24 protein-coding genes are annotated in these 22,181 nt (G+C 36.4%); 10 read left to right on the top strand and 14 right to left on the bottom strand.

The window, feature by feature from the left end; genetic code table 11:
- Nucleotides 1-91 precede the first annotated feature (91 nt).
- On the top strand, nucleotides 92-682 hold the full coding sequence (locus AACZ92_RS04725) for a carboxymuconolactone decarboxylase family protein (protein WP_339697650.1): 591 nt from the start codon (nucleotides 92-94) through the stop codon (nucleotides 680-682).
- Nucleotides 683-688: 6 nt separating this feature from the next.
- On the opposite strand, the gene rsmI is transcribed toward AACZ92_RS04725, so the two are convergent.
- Nucleotides 689-1,360: a 16S rRNA (cytidine(1402)-2'-O)-methyltransferase gene (rsmI, locus tag AACZ92_RS04720; RefSeq protein ID WP_339697648.1), complete on the bottom strand. Its 672-nt coding sequence runs from the start codon at nucleotides 1,358-1,360 to the stop codon at nucleotides 689-691.
- 18 nt (nucleotides 1,361-1,378) lie between these two features.
- The gene (locus AACZ92_RS04715; RefSeq protein WP_339697646.1) at nucleotides 1,379-2,158 is read right to left on the bottom strand and encodes a hypothetical protein; all 780 of its coding nucleotides are present in this window, start codon (nucleotides 2,156-2,158) and stop codon (nucleotides 1,379-1,381) included.
- A 101-nt stretch (nucleotides 2,159-2,259) separates the two neighbouring features.
- Here AACZ92_RS04715 and AACZ92_RS04710 point away from each other — a divergent pair, with 101 nt between their 5' ends.
- From AACZ92_RS04710 to AACZ92_RS04680, 7 genes are all read left to right on the top strand, one after another.
- Nucleotides 2,260-2,898 (top strand): thymidine kinase, encoded by a 639-nt coding sequence (locus AACZ92_RS04710; protein ID WP_339697644.1) that lies wholly within the window; start codon nucleotides 2,260-2,262, stop codon nucleotides 2,896-2,898.
- Between the two features lie 3 nt (nucleotides 2,899-2,901).
- Nucleotides 2,902-4,011, top strand: coding sequence for an alanine racemase (alr, locus tag AACZ92_RS04705; RefSeq protein ID WP_339697642.1), 1,110 nt, complete (start codon nucleotides 2,902-2,904; stop codon nucleotides 4,009-4,011).
- 60 nt (nucleotides 4,012-4,071) lie between these two features.
- Nucleotides 4,072-4,488 (top strand): large conductance mechanosensitive channel protein MscL, encoded by a 417-nt coding sequence (gene mscL, locus AACZ92_RS04700; RefSeq protein WP_339697640.1) that lies wholly within the window; start codon nucleotides 4,072-4,074, stop codon nucleotides 4,486-4,488.
- A 159-nt stretch (nucleotides 4,489-4,647) separates the two neighbouring features.
- Nucleotides 4,648-5,637, top strand: coding sequence for an aspartate-semialdehyde dehydrogenase (locus AACZ92_RS04695; RefSeq protein ID WP_339697638.1), 990 nt, complete (start codon nucleotides 4,648-4,650; stop codon nucleotides 5,635-5,637).
- A gap of 102 nt (nucleotides 5,638-5,739) precedes the next feature.
- Nucleotides 5,740-6,117 (top strand): DoxX family membrane protein, encoded by a 378-nt coding sequence (locus AACZ92_RS04690; RefSeq protein ID WP_339697636.1) that lies wholly within the window; start codon nucleotides 5,740-5,742, stop codon nucleotides 6,115-6,117.
- An 86-nt stretch (nucleotides 6,118-6,203) separates the two neighbouring features.
- Nucleotides 6,204-8,366: a prolyl oligopeptidase family serine peptidase gene (locus AACZ92_RS04685; RefSeq protein ID WP_339697635.1), complete on the top strand. Its 2,163-nt coding sequence runs from the start codon at nucleotides 6,204-6,206 to the stop codon at nucleotides 8,364-8,366.
- A gap of 75 nt (nucleotides 8,367-8,441) precedes the next feature.
- Nucleotides 8,442-9,386, top strand: coding sequence for an ABC transporter ATP-binding protein (locus AACZ92_RS04680; protein WP_339697634.1), 945 nt, complete (start codon nucleotides 8,442-8,444; stop codon nucleotides 9,384-9,386).
- Nucleotides 9,387-9,427: 41 nt separating this feature from the next.
- Here AACZ92_RS04680 and AACZ92_RS04675 read toward each other — a convergent pair whose 3' ends face one another.
- Together AACZ92_RS04675 and AACZ92_RS04670 are read right to left on the bottom strand one after the other, a co-directional pair.
- Entirely contained in the window at nucleotides 9,428-10,066 is a 639-nt protein-coding gene (locus AACZ92_RS04675) for an SDR family oxidoreductase (RefSeq protein WP_339697633.1), read from the bottom strand.
- Nucleotides 10,067-10,168: 102 nt separating this feature from the next.
- Nucleotides 10,169-11,164, bottom strand: a complete 996-nt coding sequence (locus AACZ92_RS04670) for an NADP-dependent oxidoreductase (RefSeq protein WP_339697632.1) — start codon at nucleotides 11,162-11,164, stop codon at nucleotides 10,169-10,171.
- A gap of 152 nt (nucleotides 11,165-11,316) precedes the next feature.
- Here AACZ92_RS04670 and AACZ92_RS04665 point away from each other — a divergent pair, with 152 nt between their 5' ends.
- Nucleotides 11,317-13,551: an FUSC family membrane protein gene (locus AACZ92_RS04665; RefSeq protein ID WP_339697631.1), complete on the top strand. Its 2,235-nt coding sequence runs from the start codon at nucleotides 11,317-11,319 to the stop codon at nucleotides 13,549-13,551.
- A gap of 15 nt (nucleotides 13,552-13,566) precedes the next feature.
- Here AACZ92_RS04665 and AACZ92_RS04660 read toward each other — a convergent pair whose 3' ends face one another.
- From AACZ92_RS04660 to pdxA, 9 genes are all read right to left on the bottom strand, one after another.
- Nucleotides 13,567-14,025, bottom strand: a complete 459-nt coding sequence (locus AACZ92_RS04660) for a 3-oxoacyl-ACP synthase (RefSeq protein ID WP_339697629.1) — start codon at nucleotides 14,023-14,025, stop codon at nucleotides 13,567-13,569.
- Nucleotides 14,015-14,707 carry a monofunctional biosynthetic peptidoglycan transglycosylase gene (gene mtgA, locus AACZ92_RS04655; RefSeq protein ID WP_339697627.1) on the bottom strand — a complete coding sequence of 231 codons (693 nt, stop codon included), beginning with the start codon at nucleotides 14,705-14,707 and terminating at the stop codon, nucleotides 14,015-14,017. Before mtgA ends, AACZ92_RS04660 begins: the two co-directional genes overlap by 11 nt.
- Nucleotides 14,704-15,825, bottom strand: coding sequence for an FAD-dependent oxidoreductase (locus AACZ92_RS04650; protein ID WP_339697626.1), 1,122 nt, complete (start codon nucleotides 15,823-15,825; stop codon nucleotides 14,704-14,706). Before AACZ92_RS04650 ends, mtgA begins: the two co-directional genes overlap by 4 nt.
- Nucleotides 15,826-16,025: 200 nt before the next feature.
- Nucleotides 16,026-17,381, bottom strand: coding sequence for an acetyl-CoA carboxylase biotin carboxylase subunit (accC, locus tag AACZ92_RS04645; RefSeq protein WP_339697625.1), 1,356 nt, complete (start codon nucleotides 17,379-17,381; stop codon nucleotides 16,026-16,028).
- 77 nt (nucleotides 17,382-17,458) lie between these two features.
- Nucleotides 17,459-17,959, bottom strand: coding sequence for an acetyl-CoA carboxylase biotin carboxyl carrier protein (accB, locus tag AACZ92_RS04640; protein WP_339697623.1), 501 nt, complete (start codon nucleotides 17,957-17,959; stop codon nucleotides 17,459-17,461).
- 25 nt (nucleotides 17,960-17,984) lie between these two features.
- The gene (locus tag AACZ92_RS04635) at nucleotides 17,985-18,983 is read right to left on the bottom strand and encodes a beta-ketoacyl-ACP synthase III (RefSeq protein WP_339697622.1); all 999 of its coding nucleotides are present in this window, start codon (nucleotides 18,981-18,983) and stop codon (nucleotides 17,985-17,987) included.
- A gap of 171 nt (nucleotides 18,984-19,154) precedes the next feature.
- Nucleotides 19,155-19,352 (bottom strand): 50S ribosomal protein L32, encoded by a 198-nt coding sequence (gene rpmF, locus AACZ92_RS04630; RefSeq protein ID WP_116694094.1) that lies wholly within the window; start codon nucleotides 19,350-19,352, stop codon nucleotides 19,155-19,157.
- Between the two features lie 9 nt (nucleotides 19,353-19,361).
- Nucleotides 19,362-19,898, bottom strand: a complete 537-nt coding sequence (locus AACZ92_RS04625; RefSeq protein WP_339697617.1) for a DUF177 domain-containing protein — start codon at nucleotides 19,896-19,898, stop codon at nucleotides 19,362-19,364.
- Between the two features lie 78 nt (nucleotides 19,899-19,976).
- Nucleotides 19,977-21,041: a 4-hydroxythreonine-4-phosphate dehydrogenase PdxA gene (gene pdxA / locus AACZ92_RS04620; protein ID WP_339697616.1), complete on the bottom strand. Its 1,065-nt coding sequence runs from the start codon at nucleotides 21,039-21,041 to the stop codon at nucleotides 19,977-19,979.
- Nucleotides 21,042-21,099: 58 nt separating this feature from the next.
- Between pdxA and AACZ92_RS04615 the strand changes: the two genes are divergently transcribed.
- Nucleotides 21,100-21,690 carry a riboflavin synthase gene (locus AACZ92_RS04615; RefSeq protein ID WP_339697615.1) on the top strand — a complete coding sequence of 197 codons (591 nt, stop codon included), beginning with the start codon at nucleotides 21,100-21,102 and terminating at the stop codon, nucleotides 21,688-21,690.
- Here the strand turns inward: AACZ92_RS04615 and AACZ92_RS04610 are convergent.
- Entirely contained in the window at nucleotides 21,671-21,898 is a 228-nt protein-coding gene (locus AACZ92_RS04610) for a hypothetical protein (RefSeq protein ID WP_339697614.1), read from the bottom strand. The two genes, AACZ92_RS04615 and AACZ92_RS04610, sit on opposite strands and share 20 nt — an antisense overlap.
- Between the last annotated feature and the right edge of the window lie 283 nt (nucleotides 21,899-22,181).

The following is a 22,181-nucleotide window of genomic DNA, read 5'->3' as shown; positions in this document are numbered from 1 at the left end:
TTTTAAAATAGATTTCATTTTAAAAAAGCTCTGTTTGCATGGTATCAATTCAATTTCGTAATTTCATATCCTAATATTTAAAAGCCGATACATGCCATTAGTAACACCTTTATCTTCAGATCACGATCAAGAAACCCAAGAATTAGCTGAATTTTTTAATGAAACTCTCGGTTTTTGCCCCAACAGCGTGTTGACTATGCAACGTAGACCAGCTATTAGCAAAGCATTTATCAACCTGAACAAAGCGGTTATGGCTAATGAAGGCCAAGTAACCTCAGCCTTAAAACGAATGATTGCTTGGGTAAGCAGCAATGCAACCGGATGCCGTTATTGCCAAGCTCACGCCGTTCGGGCGGCAGAACGCTACGGCGCCGAACAAGAACAATTGGATAACATTTGGGAATACCGAACGCATCCCGCTTTTTCGGAAGCTGAACGTGCGGCCTTAGATTTTTCGTTAGCCGCTTCGCAAGTTCCGAATGCAGTAACCGCAGATATTGAAAAACGCTTACACGAACATTGGAATGATGGTGAAATTGTGGAAATGCTAGGTGTTATTTCCTTATTTGGCTACCTAAACCGTTGGAACGATTCTATGGGAACCTCCATTGAAGAAGGTGCTGTAGAAAGTGGTGAGCAGTATTTAGGCAAGCATGGTTGGGAAAAAGGGAAACACGTTTAATAATACTTATTTCTTCCCTTCCACAACAACAACCAACTCCCCTTTGGGTGGTTTATTGGTAAAATGTTGTAGTACTTCGTCTGCAGTACCGCGAATGGTTTCTTCGTGCAATTTTGTTATTTCACGGGATACCGAAACTTTTCTTTCTATGCCAAAGTATTCGGTAAAGTGAGTTAAGGTTTTAACTAGTTTGTGTGGTGATTCATAGAAAATCATTGTTCGGGTTTCTTCAGCTAAAAGGATTAATCGAGTTTGGCGTCCTTTTTTTACGGGTAGAAAGCCTTCAAATACAAATTTATCATTTGGTAATCCACTGTTTACTAGCGCAGGAACAAAAGCTGTAGCACCAGGAAGGCAATCTACTTTAAGGTCCGCTTCTACACACGCACGGGTTAATAAAAAACCAGGATCGCTTATAGCGGGTGTTCCGGCGTCGCTAATTAAAGCAATGGTTTCACCGTTTTTAATTCTATTTACAATGCCTTCCACCGTTTTATGCTCATTATGCATGTGGTGCGAGTGCATATGTGTATCAATTTCGTAATGTTTCAGAAGCTTTCCGCTGGTGCGAGTATCTTCAGCTAAAATAAGATCGGCTTCTTTTAATACTTCAATAGCGCGAAAGGTAATATCTTTTAGATTCCCTATTGGCGTTGGAACGAGATAGAGTTTTCCCATAAAAATTTGAAAAGAAGCTTAATTAAAATTTTTCTCTACTACAGTCATAAACCGTTCGGCATATTCTTCTTTATTAAGCCAGTAGTTATAATCGGGCTTTATTTTTCCTTTAATAAATGCTTCAGCTTCATCATAGGATTTCATCGTATTAATTTGCGATAATACTCGGGTGTAATCGTTTGCATCATCATTAAATAAGTGTTTAATAAATGCCAAACGATCGTTCAATCCTATTTGAAGACCCTTGTTTACCGATTCGTTTAAAGATCGCTGCCTTGCTTCTTTTGTATTGGCAAGTTCAGCAACTTTTACGGTATTGGTAGGTTTTTGAGGTTCTTCCGTATTGTCTTGTTTTTTTTCATCACTCGGTTTACGCTCAAAAGTTGGCATTTGCTGATATTGAGCCGCAAAATCTTCCAACTCGTTTTTATCATCTTTTTGAAGGTTTTTCTTTGGTAGAATATCTTCAAGCAATTTATCAACGCGATTTGCTTCCTGTGGCATTTGCGCAACAATGTCCTTTATTTTTTCCATTAAAGGCTCTACCAAATCTTCTTCGTGCTGGGGCTGCGGAACTGGTTCAGGCTCTTTAAACCAATTTTCTTCCCGAAAACTTTTAGAGTCGAATGATTCTTCTTTTTGGTTGTTATCAATCTGACTTTCCATATATTCTAAAATGGCCAAATTTTCATATAATTGTCCAACGATTTTTTTTACAGAAGTGGTGTTAAACTGTTTTTCTTCTTCTGAAAGTTTTTCAATCAATGCTTGTATCTGCTCCCTCAGCTTCTTCTTCATAACTTTTTAAAATGATGTGTTTTTACTGTATTTTGTTTTGTTAAATTTACGCATCCTATATGAAAACGTCAAGGATTTGCGTTTTATTCTAAAATTGAAGTATGTTTCTTGAAAATACCGTTAATCAAAAAGAACAATTTGGCTGGATCGAGGTGATTTGTGGCTCTATGTTTTCGGGAAAAACGGAAGAACTTATCCGCAGGCTGAAGCGTGCCAAATTTGCTCGGCAACGCGTAGAGATTTTTAAACCAACTATCGACATTCGGTACGATGAAGAAAAAGTAATCTCTCACGATAGTAACGAAATTCGGTCAACTCCGGTTCCCGCAGCTGCAAATATCCCGATGCTCGCCGATAATTGTGATGTGATTGGTATTGATGAAGCCCAGTTTTTTGATGACGAAATTGTACAAGTTTGTAACGACTTGGCAAATCGAGGTATTCGCGTAATCGTCGCCGGACTCGATATGGATTTTAAAGGCAATCCCTTTGGCCCGATGCCTAATTTAATGGCTACTGCCGAATATGTAACCAAAGTACATGCCGTTTGCACACGTACAGGAAACCTCGCCAATTACAGTTTTAGAAAATCTAAAAGTGACGATCTGGTACTTCTTGGTGAAACTGAAGAATATGAACCTTTAAGCAGAGCTGCTTATTACAAAGCCGTTTTACGCGACAAGGTGAAAAAAATGGAGGTGAAAGATCCGCAGCAAATACCGCCTAAAAAGCAAGCATAATTTATGCAAAAAGCAACCGAAACAGTTTTAGAAATAGATTTAAACGCTTTAGCGAAAAACTACCAATACCTTACTTCAAAAATACATAAAAACACCTGCGTTATGGGTGTTGTGAAAGCTTTTGGCTACGGTAGCGATTCGGTTGCGGTAGCGAAAGAGTTAGTTACTTTAGGTGTTTCCTATTTTGCAGTTGCTTATCCTAATGAAGGAATTACACTTCGTAAAGCAGGTATTGAAACTTCTATCTTAGTCTTGCATCCCCTACCAGCAACGTTTAAAAAAATTACCGATTCTTGCATGGAACCCGCAATTTACTCCCGTTCCATGTTAACGCAGTTTATTGATTTTGCTGAAGAAAGTGGGCTCACAGATTACCCTATTCATTTAAAGTTTAATACCGGACTCAATAGATTAGGTTTTATTGCAGAGGATATTGAGTTTATTTCTGAAAAAATTACTACTAATTCAAGTGTGAAAATTCAGTCTATGTTTAGTCATTTGGCGGCGAGTGAAGATGTTTCAGAAACAGCGTTTACTGAATCGCAGTTAGATCAATTTAAAGACATTTCAGAAAAAATTAGTAAAAAAATTGATTATAAGCCATTGCGCCATATGTTAAACACATCTGGGGTTTTAAACTATCCCGAAGCACAATACGATATGGTGCGTACTGGAATTGGCTTATATGGTTTTGGTAACGATCCTGAAGAAAATAAGCACCTAAAACCTGTTGCGACTTTAAAAACGGTGATTTCACAAATCCATACGGTAAAAAAAGGAGAAACAGTTGGGTACAATCGCGCTTTTAAAGCTTCTGAAACTACAAAAACAGCCACGTTACCTGTAGGTCACGCCGACGGGATAAAACGTATTTTTGGAAACAGAAAAGGATGGGTAACTGTGCATGGTAAAAAAGCTTTTATAGTTGGAAATGTTTGTATGGATATGATTATGGTCGATGTTAGTGATATAGATTGTGAGGAAGGTGATGAGGTAATTGTTTTTGGTGAAAACCCTTCTGCAGATGAGCTTTCCCAAGTAATTAATACCATTCCTTATGAACTTATTACAGGCGTGTCACAACGTGTAAAACGGGTTATTTGTCGAAAATAAAAACGTTATACGTTTGTTTTTATATAAATTAGCCATTGTTAACCTTAAAAACCAATCAACATGTTAAAAGAATTCAAAAAATTTATTATGACGGGCAATGTCATAGATCTAGCAGTTGCCGTCATACTTGCTGGAGCTGTTAGTTTAGTAGTAAAAGGTTTTACTACAGATATTATGATGCCTATTGTAGGTCACTTTGCAGGCGGAATGGACTTTGCCGACCTTAAAATCATCCTTGACGAAGCTGTTATAGGAACTGATGGTGAAGTAGTTGAACCAGAAAACGCCGTTATGTATGGTAATTGGATTAATGCCATTATTAACTTGATTATTGTTGGTTTTGTACTTTTCATTATGGTAAAGGCCTATAACAAAACCAAAAAACCAAAAGAAGAAGCACCTGCTGCACCAAAAGGTCCTACTCAAGAAGAGTTATTAGCAGAAATTAGAGATGAATTAAAAAGACAGAATAAATAAACGATTTAGCTCCTAATTTTAATTAGGAAACCGCTACACTACATATTATTTAATATTAATTAAACCCTTCGTTACTAAAAGTTTCGGAGGGTCTTTTTTTAGTTATATTTCAGAAAAAATCAATCCATACTATGTATTTTTACAGCAAAATTGAAAACTATGACAATAGCTGTTGTTGGTGCCACAGGAATGGTAGGCACTGTCCTTTTAAAAGTACTGGAAGAGCGTAATTTTCCAATTAGCAATCTGTTACCTGTAGCTTCGGAACGATCTGTAGGGAAAGAAATCACTTTTAAGGATAAAAAGTATAAAATCGTCTCACTACAAGATGCTGTCAAAGCCAAACCTCAACTAGCTATTTTTTCAGCTGGAGGAAGCACATCATTAGATTGGGCACCAAAATTTGCTGAAGTAGGAACCACTGTTGTTGATAATTCCTCCGCTTGGAGAATGGACCCCGATAAAAAACTGATTGTTCCTGAAATTAATGCTTCTGAATTAACTAAAGAAGATAAAATCATTGCTAACCCAAACTGTTCAACCATTCAATTAGTGATGGCTTTGGCACCGCTTCATAAAAAATACATCATGAAGCGTGTGGTTATTTCAACGTATCAGTCTGTTTCAGGAACCGGTGTAAAAGCGGTCCAGCAAATGGAAAATGAAATGGCCGGTGTAAAAGGCGAAATGGCGTATCCATATCCAATTCATAAAAACGCATTACCACATTGCGATGTTTTTGAAGCAAATGGATACACCAAAGAAGAAATGAAATTGGCGCGTGAGCCTCAAAAAATATTGAATGACCGTAAATTTTCAATAACGGCAACTGCAGTACGGATTCCTACGGCTGGAGGACACAGTGAATCGGTTAATGTAGAGTTTGAAAATGATTTTGACTTAACTGACATCCGAAAAGAGTTACACAACACCCCAGGAATTACCGTACAGGACAATCCAGATACTAATACTTACCCAATGCCAGTGTATGCACATAATAAAGATGAAGTTTTTGTAGGCAGAATTAGACGTGACGAAACACAACCAAACACACTAAACATGTGGGTTGTAAGTGATAATTTACGAAAAGGTGCCGCCACAAATGCTGTTCAAATTGCAGAATATTTAGTGGAGAATAAATTAGTATAATCTTTTTAAAAAAAAAGTCTTTAACCTCGAAATCAATAACTTGATATCGGGGTTTTTTATTTTTCAGTATCTTTAGTAAAGAAACACTAAACTACCATACTTATGAATTCAACTTTTACTACTATCCTACGCATTATCCTTGCGTTAGGTTTACTTGTTTTCGGGCTTAATAAATTTATAGGTTTTATGCCCGCCCCAGAACTACCGGAAACTGCTGGGAACTTTATGCAATCTTTAAAAGCAACTGGTTATGTTTTGCCTATTGTGGGTGCTCTGGAGATTTTTATTGGTTTCCTTTTACTTATTAAAAAGTGGGTTCCGTTCGCTTTACTCTTATTAGCTCCTATTAGTGTAAATATTGTATTATTTCATTTGTTTTTAGACCTTCCAGGTATAGCAGGTGCGATTGTTGTAACTGTTATTAATATCATCTTAATATACAAGTACTGGAAAGTGTACCGTCCGTTATTTCAGTATTAGTTTTTTTCTGAAGAAATTACTAACAAACTTATAACAGTTTACAAGAGCGGTTTTTACTACATTTACCGACCATTAAATTATTTTATATGAAAAAACTAATCATACCTATTGTAATTGGCCTTACCGTAGTGGCTTGTAAAGAAGAACCTAAAAAAGAATCAATCGCTGTGGCGTATCCTGAAACTAAAAAAGTTGATACTATAGACACCTATTTTGGAACCGAAATAAAAGATCCGTATCGCTGGCTGGAAGATGATATGAGCGATGAAACTGCCGACTGGGTACAACGTGAAAATAAAACCACTTATGGCTACCTCGATAATATTCCTTATCGTGATGCTCTAAAAGAACGCTTATCAACCCTTTGGAATTACGAAAAAGTAGGCGCTCCTTTTAAAGAAGGCGACTACACCTATTTTTATAAAAACGATGGTTTACAAAACCAATACGTAGTTTATCGCTATAAAACAGGAGAAGACCCAAGTACTGCTGAGGTTTTTCTAGATCCGAATACTTTTACAGATGACGGGACAATTTCATTAGGAAACCTTAGTTTTTCTGAAGATGGTAAAACATCTGCCTATAGTATTTCTGAAGGAGGAAGCGACTGGCGAAAAGTGCTAGTTATGAATGTTGAAGACAGAGAAATTGTTGAAGACACGCTAATTGATATAAAATTTAGCGGACTTTCGTGGAAAGGAAACGAAGGTTTCTACTACTCTAGTTACGACAAACCAAAAGGGAGTGAGCTTTCTGCAAAAACCGACCAACATAAGTTGTATTATCACAAATTGGGAACCTCTCAAAAAGAAGATGAATTAATTTTCGGCGGCACAGAAGCCGAAAAACACCGTTATGTAGGCGGGAGTGTTTCGGAAGACAACCGGTACCTTACCATTAGTGCTAGTACTTCTACCTCTGGGAACAAACTATTTTTAAAAGACTTGAGTAAACCAGATAGTAAGCTAGTAACTATTATGGATAACACAGATAGTGATACATATTTGTTAGACAACGATGGCAGCAAATTATACTTAGTAACCAACCTCAACGCACCGAACAAAAAAATAGTAACTGTAGATGCTTCCAATCCAACGTCTGAAAATTGGAAGGATTTTATTCCTGAAACCAAAAACGTGTTGAGTCCTTCCAAAGGAGGTGGTTATTTCTTTACAAAATACATGGTCGATGCTGTTTCAAAAGTGTCCCAATATGATTATGAAGGAAACAAAATACGCGAAATAGAACTTCCAGGAGTAGGGAGTGCAGGAGGTTTTGGAGCTAAAAAAAATGAAAAAGAATTGTATTACAGTTTTACAAATTATGTAACACCAGGAAGTATTTACAAATTCGATATTGAAGAAGGAACTTCGGAATTGTACCGCAAACCTGAAATAGATTTCAATCCTGAAAACTACGAAAGCAAGCAAGTATTTTATACTTCAAAAGATGGTACAAAAATCCCAATGATTATTACCCACAAAAGAGGTATTGAACTGAACGGTAAAAACCCAACCATTTTATATGGTTATGGAGGTTTTAATATTAGCCTAACCCCAAGTTTCAGTATTACAAATGCCGTTTGGATGGAACAAGGCGGTATTTATGCTGTACCCAACCTACGTGGTGGTGGCGAATACGGTAAAGAATGGCACAAAGCCGGAACTAAAATGAAAAAGCAAAATGTATTTGACGATTTTATTGCTGCCGCTGAATATTTAATAGAGAACAAATACACTACAAAAGATTATTTGGCTATTCGTGGAGGTTCTAATGGAGGATTATTAGTTGGAGCAACCATGACACAACGCCCCGATTTAATGAAAGTAGCATTACCTGCTGTTGGCGTTTTAGATATGTTACGCTACCATACATTTACAGCTGGAGCTGGTTGGGCATATGACTATGGAACAGCCGAAGACAGTAAAGAAATGTTTGAATACCTTAAAGGCTATTCGCCATTGCACAATGTAAAAGACGGTGTGGAGTATCCAGCAACAATGATTACTACTGGCGATCACGACGACCGTGTAGTACCAGCTCATAGTTTTAAATTTGCAGCTGAACTTCAAGAACACCAAAGCGGTTCAAACCCTGTTTTAATTAGAATTGAAACCGATGCGGGTCACGGTGCTGGAACTCCAGTAAGTAAAACCATCGATCAATATGCTGATATTTTCGGGTTTACCTTATACAATATGGGGTATGAAGTGTTGCCTGAAAAAGTAAACGAAAAAATTAAAGAGTAACTTCTTGTTAATATCATAAAAAGGTTGTCAATGTGTTTAAAACTCGGTTGACAACCTTTTTCAATACATAAATTTATGCTGTCCGTATCCATACAATCATTTTCATACGATTCAAAAACGATACTTCAAAATATTAATTTTGAACTGAAACGTGGAAATCATCTAGCTGTTTTGGGTGAAAGTGGGTGTGGAAAATCAACGTTGCTTCATCTTATTTATGGTTTGCTGCATCTAGAAAACGGAACCATTTCGTGGGAAGATAAACAATTAAAAGGTCCCAATCACACGCTCATTCCTGGCGAACCGTTTATGAAATTAGTCGCTCAAGATTTAAACGTGATGCCTTTTACCACCGTTCGGGAAAATATCGCTGAGCATTTACCACGATTGAATCCTAAGGAAGAAAGTGATCGTGTAAACACCTTGTTGAAAGTAGTCGATTTAGAAGCTTTTGCCAACCAAAAAGTAAAGAACCTCAGCGGCGGTCAAAAACAACGGGTTGCCTTGGCTAAAGCACTTGCAAAAGCTCCAAAATTGTTATTGTTAGACGAACCTTTTAGCAGCATTGATACTTTTCGGAAAAATAAATTACGTCGGAGTTTGTTTCGTTATTTAAAAGAAGAGAATATAAGCTGTATCACCGCTACGCACGATGCTGAAGAAGCACTCGCTTTTTCAGATGAGTTGTTACTCCTGAAAGAAGGGGTAATGGAACGTTTTGGGAAACCAGAAACTATTTATAACAGTTTAGAAACTGAATATCAAGCTGGTTTTTTTGGTGATGTTACAGTGCTTCTTTCGCAAGTTAACTCTTCAGAGAAAAGGATATTGCTACCGCATCAATTAATCGTTTCTTTAAAAGAAACCGACTTAAAAGTACAGGTTAAAAAATCTTTCTTTAAAGGAAGTCATTATTTAATTGAAGCTGTTTATGAAGAATTTACAGTGTTCTTCAATCATTTTGAAAGTATTGAAAATGGTAAAACAATATCTTTAAGAGTAAAACCTCACAAGATTTAAAAATTTGTGAGGCTTACATATTCTTATATATTATTTAGCTTCTAAATAGTTTTTACAGCATCGTCAATTTCTGTTTCGCCTTGTAAAATTTCAAAGGTTTTATTACTTGCAATATCGTCATGAAGAGCAGCTACTAATGTTTCGGCTACATCATCACGGGTAATGCTACCGCGTTCATTTAATTTTTGGGCTAGTTTTATTTTACCTGTGCCTTTATCATCAGTCAACGCTCCTGGACGCACTATGGAATAATCCATACCACTTTTACGTAAATGCTCATCTGCATTTTGCTTGGCTTTTAGGTAATGTTGCAAGTCTTCACTTTGCTCTGGATTATCGGCCCCCATAGAGCTTAACATCACAAACTTTCTAATCCCGGCTATTTCGGCGAGGTCAATTAATTTTTTGGCACCTTCTTGATCAACCGCTGTGGTTTTTTCTTTTGAAGTTCCACCGCCAGAACCGGCTGCAAATACAATTTTATGAATTCGTGTTACGGTATGGCTTACATTTTTTTCCAAATCGCCCATAACCGTTTCAATATCTTTCTTTTTAAATTGCTCCGCTTGATCTTGATGACGAATCATCGCTACAGGTTCATAATTTCTGTATTCATCTAAAATATCAACTATTTTTTTTCCTGTGGTACCGTTGGCACCCACTACTAATACTTTTTCCATACCTGCAAGTTACTAAGGGAATAAAAACTAAAAGCCTACGTTAACGGCTTTTAACGTAGGCTTTAGCAAGTCTTTAATAAAATTCATTAAGAAAGAGAAGCTTTACACCTTCACAATCATCTTTCCTTTATTTTTTCCATCAAACAAGTCTATAAACGCTTGTGGTATTTCTTCAAAACCTTCCACAATGGTTTCAGAATACGTTAATTTATCTTCTTGTAACCAGGTAGCCAACTGTTGAATAGCGGCTGGAAACTCCTCTTGAAAATCACGAACAGTAAAGCCTTGCATCAAGACACTTTTTTTAATTAAGGTGGTTTCGTGCCTTGGACCTGTGGGTTGTTCGGTTTCATTGTATAACGAAATAGCACCACAGTTAATAATTCTTCCTTTTCTATTGATGTTTGCCATGGCGGCATCTAAAATTTCACCACCTACGTTGTCAAAATAGACATCTACCCCGTTCGGGCAGGCATTTGCTATCGCCTCGCTCATAGTGTCGGTTGTCTTGTAGTTGATGCCTTCATCAAAATGAAATTTCTCTTTAATAGTCTTAATCTTTTCATCGGTTCCGGCAATACCGACTACTTTACAACCTTTAATTTTTCCTATTTGACCAACAACCGTACCCACAGCACCTGAAGCACCCGAAACTAATAATGTCTCTCCCTTTTCGAGCTTACCAATTTTTTTGAGGCCCAAAAGTGCCGTAATTCCTGTTAAACCCAAAACGCCCAAATAGGCAGATAACGGAGCTTTGCTACCATCTACTTTTTGAAGTCCTTTTCCATCACTAACATTAAATTGCTTCCACGGTAACATACCGTTTATGTAATCACCTTTTTTAAAATCGCCTGAGTTACTTTCTATAACTTCAGCTATAATGCCCGATTCTACTGGTTCATCAAGTTGAAAAGGTTCAATGTACGATTTTTCATCCCGCATTCTTCCGCGTAGATACGGATCTACGGAAACATACTTTGTTTTTAATAAAACTTCTCCTTTCTCGGGACTTGGTTTTTTAGTTTCTTTAAACTCAAAGTCGTCAAGGGCTGGTCTTCCTTTTGGTCTGTTTTTTAGCAATATGGTCTTATTCATTTCTTTTTCAATTTTTTAAATTCAGTGTTCTATAAAGTTACAAGTTTGTAAGGACAGCAGTTTAGGTGTTATATTGATTTTTGGGTTTTTTCTGAAAAGATTAACGTTCTTACCTTAGTAACACAGTACCTTTGCAATTGAACCATCAAGATTTGAACCTTACACAAACCATTTCAAGCAACTTTCAAGACCTGATTCAGTTTTTAAAAAGCACCGACTTTTCAAAAGCTATCATTGTTGGTATTGCCCTTTCATTACCCATAGTAGTTGGTTTACAATTTGGCTTTTTTGAAATAGCTATTGCTTTGGCTTTTGGTGCTTTTTGGAGCTCACCAAGTGATGTAAGCGGTAGCTTTCGGCATAAAACATATGGAATTTTATATTCTATTGCACTTATAGTTATCGTAAGTTTTATTGGAGGTTATCTTGATTTTAATACATGGTTTTTATTGCCAGTGTTGGGTGTGTTGACCTTTGCCATTTCATATATAGCTGTTTTTGGGTTTAGGGCATCTTTAATTAGTTTTTCTGGTTTATTGGCGCTGGTGTTAAGTTTTGCCCACGAAGCTGAACGATTAGAAACCTACGAATATGCCTTTTTTGTAGGCCTTGGTGGTTTCTGGTATTTATTACTAGCCACAATTTGGCACAAAATAAACCCGAAAGGACAAACGGAAGAACTCTTCACTCAAACGTATCAATTAACGTCTCAATTTTTAGAAATTAGAGGGAAGTTAATTGGACCAAATTCCGATAGGGAGCAATTACAATCTAAACTTTTAGAACTTCAGGGCGAAATTAGTGCTAATCATGAAACCCTAAGAGAAATTTTAATTTCCTCTCGAAAAAGCTCCGGCAGATCTATCTATCAAAGTAAACGATTATTGGTTTTTGTTCAGTTGGTCGATATACAAGAAATGGCCTTGGCAAATCCTGTAAACTATACTAAAATGGATGAGTTGCTAAACGACCATCCTGAATACATAGAAAGCTTTCAAAATTTACTTTTTGAAATGTCTAATCAATTACTTCTTATTTCTGAAGCAGGTCAAAACGCGAAGAAGATTCCGAAGCATGACCAATTAATTCAAATTTTCAGAAAGATTAAAGAAGAGATTTCCATTTTAAAATCCAGTAAAGAAAATTACGATTATGAAGGGTTTTTAATGCTTCAAAACTTATTGGAATATCAAGAAAAGCAGATTGAAAAAATTCAAAAAATAAAATGGCTGCTTAGTAATCCAAACCCCAGAGAGCTTACTTTTATTAAAAAGGAAGTTGCCAAGCGCTTTGTAACCACACAAGATTATAACCCAGCTTTGTTGATCAGGAATTTAAGTTTCAAATCGGCTATTTTTAAACATGCTTTACGTTTAGGTGTAGCTGTAATGGTTGGTTATGGTATTGGTGTATTTTTCGATTTCCAAAACCCCTATTGGATTTTACTAACCCTTATTGTTATCATGCGGCCTAGTTATGGACTAACTAAATCTCGCTCAAAAGAACGTATTATAGGTACGTTAATTGGTGGCACCATTGCAACGGGAATTGTCTTCATTACTCAAAACACCTATGTTTTTGCTATTTTAGGAATAGGCTCTTTGGTTATGGCACTTTCCATGTTGCAAAAAAACTATAAAACTGCAGCTACTTTTATTACGCTGAGTGTCGTGTTTATTTACGCCATTATTAGACCCGATGTGTTAACGGTTATTCAGTTTAGAGTTATTGATACGTTAATTGGCGCAGGAATTTCTACAGTTGCTATGCTCTTTCTGTGGCCGGCTTGGGAGTTTATGGATATTAAAAGTAGTATTGAAAAAAGTATTTCGGCCAATAGAGTATTTCTTTCAGAAATTATAAATCAGTATCATAAAAAGGGAGAGTTACCAACCACTTTCAAGCTTTCTAGGAAAAATGCTTTTTTAGAAATGTCTAATTTAAGTGCTGCTTTTCAACGTATGACGCAAGACCCAAAGTCGAAACAAAAAAACTTGGAAAAGATTTATGAGTTAGTGGTGCTAAACCATACTTTTTTATCTTCTCTTGCTTCGTTAAGTACCTATATTCAGAACAATCCAACAACTGAAGCCTCTAGCCGATTTACAACCGCAGGAGAACATATTGATGAAAATTTAGAACATATTTTGTCCTATTTACAACAAGAAGAAAATGGTTCAGTAGCGGTTAATGTGGAAAATAAGAATGAATTTTTTAAACAAGAACTTCCGAAATTCACTACGGAAAACCCTAATCTGCCTACTTCAGTTCACCCTAAGTTAGAGCGCCAATTTCAAGAAGCCCATTTGGTAAGGGAACAGTTGCATTGGTTGTTTTCAATAAGTAAAAAAATGCTTCAGATAAGTGAAAAGGTTAATTTTGCGTAATCGTTCTGAAAGGAATTAAACGACACTTTTAATATTATATTCCTTTTCGTTAAACATAAACATGTCTCCTTTTTTCTTTCCAGAAAGTAATTGCCCAATAGGTGAGTTTAACGCCACGCAAATGTAGTTAGTTTTACCAACGGTTACAGCACCAATTGAAATCCCGATAAAATATGTAGCCTGGTTTGTATATACCAAACTTCCCAACCGAACGTAATCTGATTTTGAATTAATATCGATTTTTCGAACTAGTTGTTGCAATTTTTCAATTTCCAGTAATTGTTTTCCAGCATTTTCCCGATCTATTTGTAGCATTGCCCGACCAGTTTCATGCTTATCACCCGCACTGCTTTTAGATTCTTCAACCAACGATTCTTCAATACCAGCAATGGTTTGTTTTATTTGGCTAAAACGTTTTTCTACCACCTCTATACAGTGGTTTAATAAAGCGGTTTTTAATTCTTTATCGTTCATTTTTCTTTTTTTCTTCTAAGGTAAAAGTACCATAATAACGCATTTGTTTTACAATCCAAGCTTTTCTTTTTTCAATATAAACTGAAGCTGGCGAAGCCTTGTAGTTCCTTGGGTTTGGTAAAATAGCGGCGATTGCTGCAGCCTCATATTGTGTTAAGTTTTTGGCGCTTTTATTAAACCAATATTGGGCAGCGGCTTCGGCGCCAAACACGCCATCACCCATTTCAATACTGTTTAAATAGACTTCCATAATGCGCTCTTTGCTCCACAGGGTTTCGATTAAAAATGTGAAATAGACTTCCATTCCTTTCCTAAACCAACTTCGCTCTGGCCACAAGAAAACGTTTTTTGCCGTTTGTTGCGAAATAGTACTTGCACCACGCAATTTCTTTCCTGTTTTGTTCTTTTCGTACGCTTTTTCAATAGCCTCGTAATCAAAACCGTTATGGTTCATAAAGTTTTGATCTTCTGCACAAATTACGGCCAATTGCAAATAAGACGAGATTTCATCAATAGATTCCCATTGGTGCTTAGTTTGGTAATTTTCATCTCCGTTAGATGCACGAACCCCCATTAAAGGCGTGTACGGAACTGGCACAAATTTATAGACAACCACCCACAAAACCGTGATTACTATAAACCAGACTAAAGCTTTAAAAATAAATTTGAAGAATCGTTTCATTCACTTGCTATTTTTGCCAGATTAGTTCCAATTGCGCTTCCAATTGCAACGCCCATTCCGCCAAGACGTACTCCACAAAATATGTTTGAGGAAAGTTGCTTTACAATTGGTTTTTTCTGTTTTCCCACTCCCATAATTCCGCTCCAACGTTTATCAATTTCAAATGTAGTTTCAGGTAAAATGGTAGTTTGTAACAATTCTTCCAACCTGTTTTGAATTTGTTCCGTAGTTATCATTTTAGTGGTTTCTTCCCCTTTAAAATCAAGGTTTCTTCCGCCACCAAAAAGAATCCGGTTATCAATATTTCTGAAATAATAATAGCCTTTATCTAAATGAAAAGTGCCTTTAATAGGTAAGTTTTCAATTGGTTTTGTGATTAAAACTTGAGCGCGTGCCGGTTGTACTTCTTCATCTAACAGTTGTTTAGCAAAACCATTGGTAGCAATGCATACCTTTTTTGCTGAAACCTCTATTTCATTGTTAAGCTGAAAGGAAACTGAATCAGAATTTTGCGATAGCGCCGTAACCTCAGCACAATTTAGCACCGAAATTCCTGCTTTATATGCCTTCTGAAGCAGAGCGTGCATCATCCTTCCAGTATCTATTTGCCCTTCAAATTTATTGAAGATAAGCTGCGGCTGAATTTTTTTAAACTGAAATGTATTTTCAGTGATTGAAAAGACATCTTCCTTAAAAATGGGATACAATAATTGGTTTATGGATTCTAACTTGGAGTGACAGTGGTCAAATAATTCGGTATCTTCTTCGGTAAATAACTCATAGCCTCCATATTTTTTAAATTGAAGTTGTTCATCTCCTATATTCTTCCGAAGTAATTTAAGCCCTTCTACTCGTTCTTTTACAAGACTTACTACTTCTGCTTCAGAATGTGTCAAAAGGTCATCTACTATTTCTGAAAGGCTTCCAAAGCAAGCAAAACCTGCATTTTTAGTGCTAGCTCCACTGGGCAACATCCCTTTTTCAAAAACGGTGATGTTCGCAGTTGGGTGTTTCTTTTTAAGTGTCAAGGCACAATTAAGGCCAACCAATCCACTACCTATGACAGCGAAATCGATATTTTGTAGCCAAGATGTATGTTCCCAATAGGATAAGGTCATTTATATTGAAGTTAGTATCGGTCGCTTCGATACGTTTCTCGTTCCTCGAAACACTCAGCAACCGTTATTTAAATTCATTTATTAGTAAATGTCAATAAAAAAGCACCAATCCAAAAAAAATAAAAGTTTTTTCTTTGATATTGGTGCTAAATATATTCTTCAGTTTTCTGCCAACTGAATACTGGCTACTGCAACTTATTTTACTCCTCCTCTTCTGGTTCATTCATTACAAAAGTATCCATAAAGGCTGTAGTATACTTTCCGCTTACATAAGCTGGATCGTCCATTAGCTGTCTATGAAATGGAATCGTAGTTTTTATTCCTTCAATAACGAACTCGTCTAAAGCACGCTTCATTTTACTAATAGCTTCTTCTCTCGTTTGAGCGGTAGTAATTAGCTTAGCAATCATCGAGTCGTAGTTTGGCGGAATACTGTATCCTGCGTATACGTGTGTGTCAAGCCGTACACCGTGACCTCCAGGAGCGTGCAATACTTCTATTTTACCTGGTGAAGGTCTAAAGTTGTTGTATGGATCTTCTGCATTAATTCTACATTCTATAGAGTGCAATTGTGGCAAATAGTTTTTTCCTGAAATTGGCACGCCTGCAGCTACTAATATTTGCTCTCGAATTAAGTCGTAATCTACTACTTCTTCTGTAATGGGGTGCTCTACTTGAATACGGGTATTCATTTCCATAAAGTAGAAATTTCGGTGTTTATCTACCAAAAACTCTACTGTACCGGCACCTTCGTATTTAATAAACTCGGCTGCTTTTACGGCAGCTTTACCCATGTCGTCCCGTAACTTTTTAGTCATAAATGGACTTGGCGTCTCTTCAGTCAACTTTTGGTGACGTCTTTGTATTGAGCAATCACGTTCACTCAAGTGACAGGCTTTTCCGTTGCTATCTCCTACAATTTGGATTTCGATATGGCGTGGCTCTTCAATGAGTTTTTCCATATACATATCGTCATTACCAAAAGCAGCTTTACTTTCTTGACGAGCAGATTCCCACGCATCTTGAAGGTTTTCTTCTTTCCAAACAGCGCGCATTCCTTTTCCACCGCCACCAGCACTTGCTTTAAGCATGACTGGATAACCGGTTTCTTTAGCAATTTTTTTACACGCTTTAAAATCTGGAATTACACCTTCACTACCTGGAACACAAGGTACACCTGCTTCGCGCATAGTAGCTTTGGCTCTTGCTTTGTTCCCCATACGGTCTATCATATCGGGAGAAGCACCTATAAATTTAAATTCGTGTTCTTCACATATTTTGGAGAACTTAGAGTTTTCTGATAAAAACCCATATCCTGGGTGAATTGCATCTGCATTTGTGATTTCGGCTGCTGCAATAATGTTCGAAATCTTTAAATAACTTTCGCTACTTGGGGCAGGACCTATACAAACAGCTTCGTCTGCAAAACGAACGTGCAAACTTTCTTCATCTGCTTTACTATAAACCGCAACGGTTTTAATACCCATTTCGCGGCAGGTTCGGATAATACGAAGTGCTATCTCTCCCCTATTGGCAATCAATATCTTTTTAAACATAACTTTCTGAAATTAACAAATTCCAAATCCCAAATTCTAAAAAAATTCAGACTTCGATTCGAAATTTTAGAGGTTATTTATGAAGGGTCTACTAAGAAAAGTGGTTGGTCAAACTCTACTGGAGAAGCGTCGTCTACCAATACTTTTACTATTTTTCCTGAAACTTCACTTTCAATTTCATTGAAAAGTTTCATCGCTTCAATAACACATAATACATCTCCTTCTTTTATTGTGTCGCCTACTTCTATAAAAACAGGTTTGTCTGGAGAAGGTTTGCGGTAAAAAGTTCCAATTATTGGAGATTTTACTGTAATGTATTTTGAATCATCGTCACCAGCTAGTTCTTTACTGTCAGCTGCTGGAGCAGAAGCTTCAGCTTGTTGTGGAGCAGCCGAAGGAGCTACTTGTTGTGGCTGTGCAGCCATCGTTGGCACTTGCTGAATATACGTCGTCTTGTCTTTACCATCCTCTGTTCCGGTTTTAATGGTAATTTTAACATCGTCCATTTCAAGTTTTACTTCACTGGCTCCGGATTTTGCCACAAACTTGATTAAATTTTGAATTTCTTTTAACTTCATATCAGTTGGTTTAATCTTTCGTTTTTTATTTTGCATCGTAGGCCCATTTTAAGTAAATAGCGCCCCAAGTAAAGCCTCCTCCAAAGGAAGCAAATACTAAATTATCACCTTTTTTTAATTGTTTTTCATAATCGTAAATACACAGTGGTAAGGTTCCTGAAGTTGTATTTCCATATTTATGGATGTTCATCATTACCTTTTCTGAAGGAAGATTCATCCGTTTTGACGTGGCGTCGATTATTCGTTTGTTTGCTTGATGCGGTACTAGCCAATCTACATCTTCACCCGTAAGATTATTACGATTCATTATTTTTTCACTTACATCTGCCATATTGGAAACTGCAAATTTAAAAACTGTTTTTCCATCTTGAAAAACATAATGTTTTTTATTAGCGACCGTTTCTGCAGAAGCTGGTAAGATAGAGCCACCGGCGTCTATTTTCAAACTTTGCCGTCCTATTCCGTCACTGCGTAAAATTTCATCCTGAAGCCCATAGCCCTCTTCATTAGGTTCAAAAAGCATAGCACCTGCTCCATCACCAAAAATAATACAAGTGGTACGATCTTCATAATCGATAATAGAAGACATTTTATCTGCTCCGATTAATAATACTTTTTTATAGCGTCCCGACTCTATATAACGAGCGGCAGTAGACATTCCATATAAAAAACTTGAACAAGCAGCGACCAAATCATATGAAAAAGCGTTTACGGCACCTATTTGGGTGGCTACGTAAACGCCTGTTGCTGCTACCGGCATATCGGGTGTGGCTGTAGCCATAATCACCATATCGATATCTTTAGGGTCGGTATTATTCTTTTTAAGGAGATCCTCGGCTGCTTTAATAGCAAGAAAGGAAGTCCCTTTGTCTTTATCTTTTAAAATTCTACGCTCTTTAATTCCAGTACGGGATGTTATCCATTCATCGTTGGTTTCAACCATGGTTTCAAGAATCTCGTTGGAAAGCACGTAGTCCGGCACATAGCCACCGACAGCGGTAACTGCTGCTGTGATTTTGTTCATAGATTTGAATTAAATTCACCCTAAAAGGCTTCAGAACCTTTTAAAGGAAGTGAAAATTACTAAAAATTCATCAAAATGGAGGGTATTATGGGGTGTTTTTAACGTTTACAAGCTCAAAAACAAAAAACTCCCACTGGTATGTGAGAGTTACTTGTTTTAAGTTTGAACGCTCTATGCTTCAACCTCTTCTACAGCATCGATTACAATCTGTCCTCGATAGTATAATTTACCTTCATGCCAGTGTGCTCTGTGATATAAGTGAGCCTCTCCTGTTGTAGGATCTGTAGCTATTTGAGGGGCAGTAGCTTTATAATGTGTTCTTCTTTTATCTCTTCTTGTTTTCGAGATTTTTCTTTTAGGATGTGCCATTGCTCTATATTATTTATCCGTTAATAGTTTTTTTAATTCGTCCCAGCGAGGATCAATTTCTTTCTCGTCTGGATTTCTATCCTTATTAGGCTGTAATTCTTCAAGTTTATCGAGTATCTCACTTTTTAACGTACCGTCTTCTACTCCTGGATGTATCTTTTTTATTGGCATTGCCAATACAATAGATTCATATACAAATTGCTGTATGCTAACTTCGTAACTTCCGTGAGGTAAAATTAATAAATCTTCATCTTCCACGTTAGTGTCTTCGCCAAACTTCACAACAAATTTATATTCTCCGTCTAGTTTCTGGTTATACGGCTCATTGCTTACATCGCAATTTACATTTACAGTACCTTTATAAAATAAGGTAAACTCTAACAATGTTGCCTTTTTAACCAACAATACATCTAGTTTTATAGTCGCATCGTTAAATTCGTTATACTCAAAATGCTCAAAGAACGGTTTTTCAATCGTAAATTTAAACCAGTGTTCGCCTATTTTCAACCCTACAAAAGGGATCGTAAACTCTTTCAATTCCTTCATAATCACACCAATTTCTCATTCCCACCTTACTTGTAAGGCGGGTGCAAAGATAAAAAATTATTTGAATAGCAAATTAATTTATCGTTTCTTTTTTGAAAAGGATTTTTTTTGACTAGTTTTTAATGGATTTTTTGAGATTTTCTTGTACTCTTTTCTCTTTTTATAAATTTGAATAGCGCTAAAAACAGCTTCTTGAAATGACTCGTAATCAGCTTCATTTTTTCCAGCAACATCGTACGCTGTCCCGTGATCTGGAGAGGTTCGCACTCGGTTTAGACCCGCTGTATAATTAACACCTTTACCAAAAGCAAGTGTTTTAAAAGGGATTAAGCCTTGATCATGATAGGAAGCAATAATAGCATCGAAATTTTTATAATTACCAGAACCAAAAAAGCTGTCGGCGGCATATGGTCCATAAACTAATTTGCCATTTTCTCGCAGGATTTTTAAACTGGGCTTCAATACCGTATCGTCTTCATTGCCAATAACACCATTATCCCCGTTATGCGGATTAATCCCTAAAACGGCAATTTTAGGTGCTCTTATTCCAAAATCCTGAATTAACGTATTGTGAATGGTATTAATTTTCTTTTCTATTACTTCCGAAGTAATATTTTTTACAACATCTTTCACCGCAACATGGTCGGTAAGCAAACCAACCCGTAAATTACCAGAAACTAACAACATTAAACTGTCGCCTTGAAGCTCTTGGGCTAAATAATCTGTGTGGCCAGGGAAGTTAAAAGTTTCAGATTGTATGTTAGATTTGTTAATTGGGGCTGTTACTAGCACATCTATCTTTTTATCTTTTAAAGAAGAAACAGCACTTTTAAGAGATTTAATCGCATACTCCCCTATTTTTTTATCTTCTTTCCCAAAATTAACATCTATATGTTCCTGCCAGACATTAAGTACATTTATTTTTTTGTGTACTATTTTATCTAAGGAATCAATCCCATGAAGGTTGAGTTCAAGATTATATTGTTTTTTGAAAAAAGACATTAATTTAACTGAAGCGAATATCACAGGCGTGCAAAATTCCAACATTCGAGAATCTTGAAATGTTTTCAATACAATTTCGCTGCCTATTCCATTAAGGTCACCTATTGAAATTCCTACAATTGTTTTTTCCTTCTTCGCCATAGCAGTTAATACGGTTTTTAATTTCTATTTTTGCATTACAAATGTAACTAATTTAAGGATGTTTACAGGAATTATTGAGCGGGTTGGTAAAATAAAAAAGCTTACCAAAGAAGGTGCTAACCTTCATATTGAAATAAAAAGCGATGTCTCTTCAGAATTGAAAATTGACCAAAGTGTAGCACATAATGGTGTTTGTCTTACTGTGGTTGAAGTAAAGAACGACAGCTATATTGTAACCGCTATTGATGAAACATTACAAAAAACCAATCTTGGAGATCTTGCTGAGGGCGATGCTGTAAATCTAGAACGCGCCATGAAACTCGGTGACCGATTGGATGGACATATTGTTCAAGGCCACGTAGACCAAGTGGGAGTTTGTAAATCAGTTATAGAAGCAAATGGAAGTTGGATATTTACCTTTTCATTTGAAGAGGGAAAAGGAAATATGACTATTGAAAAAGGTTCAATTACCATAAATGGAGTTAGCCTAACGGTTGTTAACTCTAAAGAAAATAAATTTAGCGTGGCTATTATTCCGTATACTTATGAAAATACGAGTTTCAAAGAAATAAAAAAGGGAACTGTTGTTAATTTAGAATTTGATGTAGTGGGAAAATACGTGAGCCGAATTACGCAGGGATATCGTTAGAGCGGTATTTTTTTAATAAAAAGTATATACCTAATAAAACACCAACAATCAATAATAAAGTGATATTATCATCAATTGGAAGACCGGGGGTTCGAGTATCATTAGGCGGGGGTGGCCCTTTACTATCTTTTACAGATTGTGCAAAGCCAAAAGCACTGTTATATAAACTTAGTGCAATAGTTAATATGAAAACGATTCGGGGTCGCATAATTGGTGTCTAAAGTACTATTTTTTTATTAAAATCAAGGTAAAAATAAAGTTATCCAATAATTATTAACTCATTTTTCTCTTTTATATTACTGCTATACTGCTTATAGATACAATTTATTATTATTTAAAGAGCTAAAATAAAGCAATTTATTTAATATAAAAAAGTAATGGGAAACTCTAAACTTTTCTTAACAAAAACTATAAAAAGAACTAAACTTCCTAGACCAAATAAAAGTGGTCCCACATGGGCTCGAACCATGGACCCCCTGATTATGAGTCAG

This window comes from uncultured Marixanthomonas sp. (genome assembly GCF_963974425.1).
In the GTDB taxonomy this organism is placed as follows: Bacteria; Bacteroidota; Bacteroidia; order Flavobacteriales; family Flavobacteriaceae; genus Marixanthomonas.
Note: the sequence above shows the minus strand (reverse complement) of the source record. Positions and strands in the feature narration are given on the sequence as shown.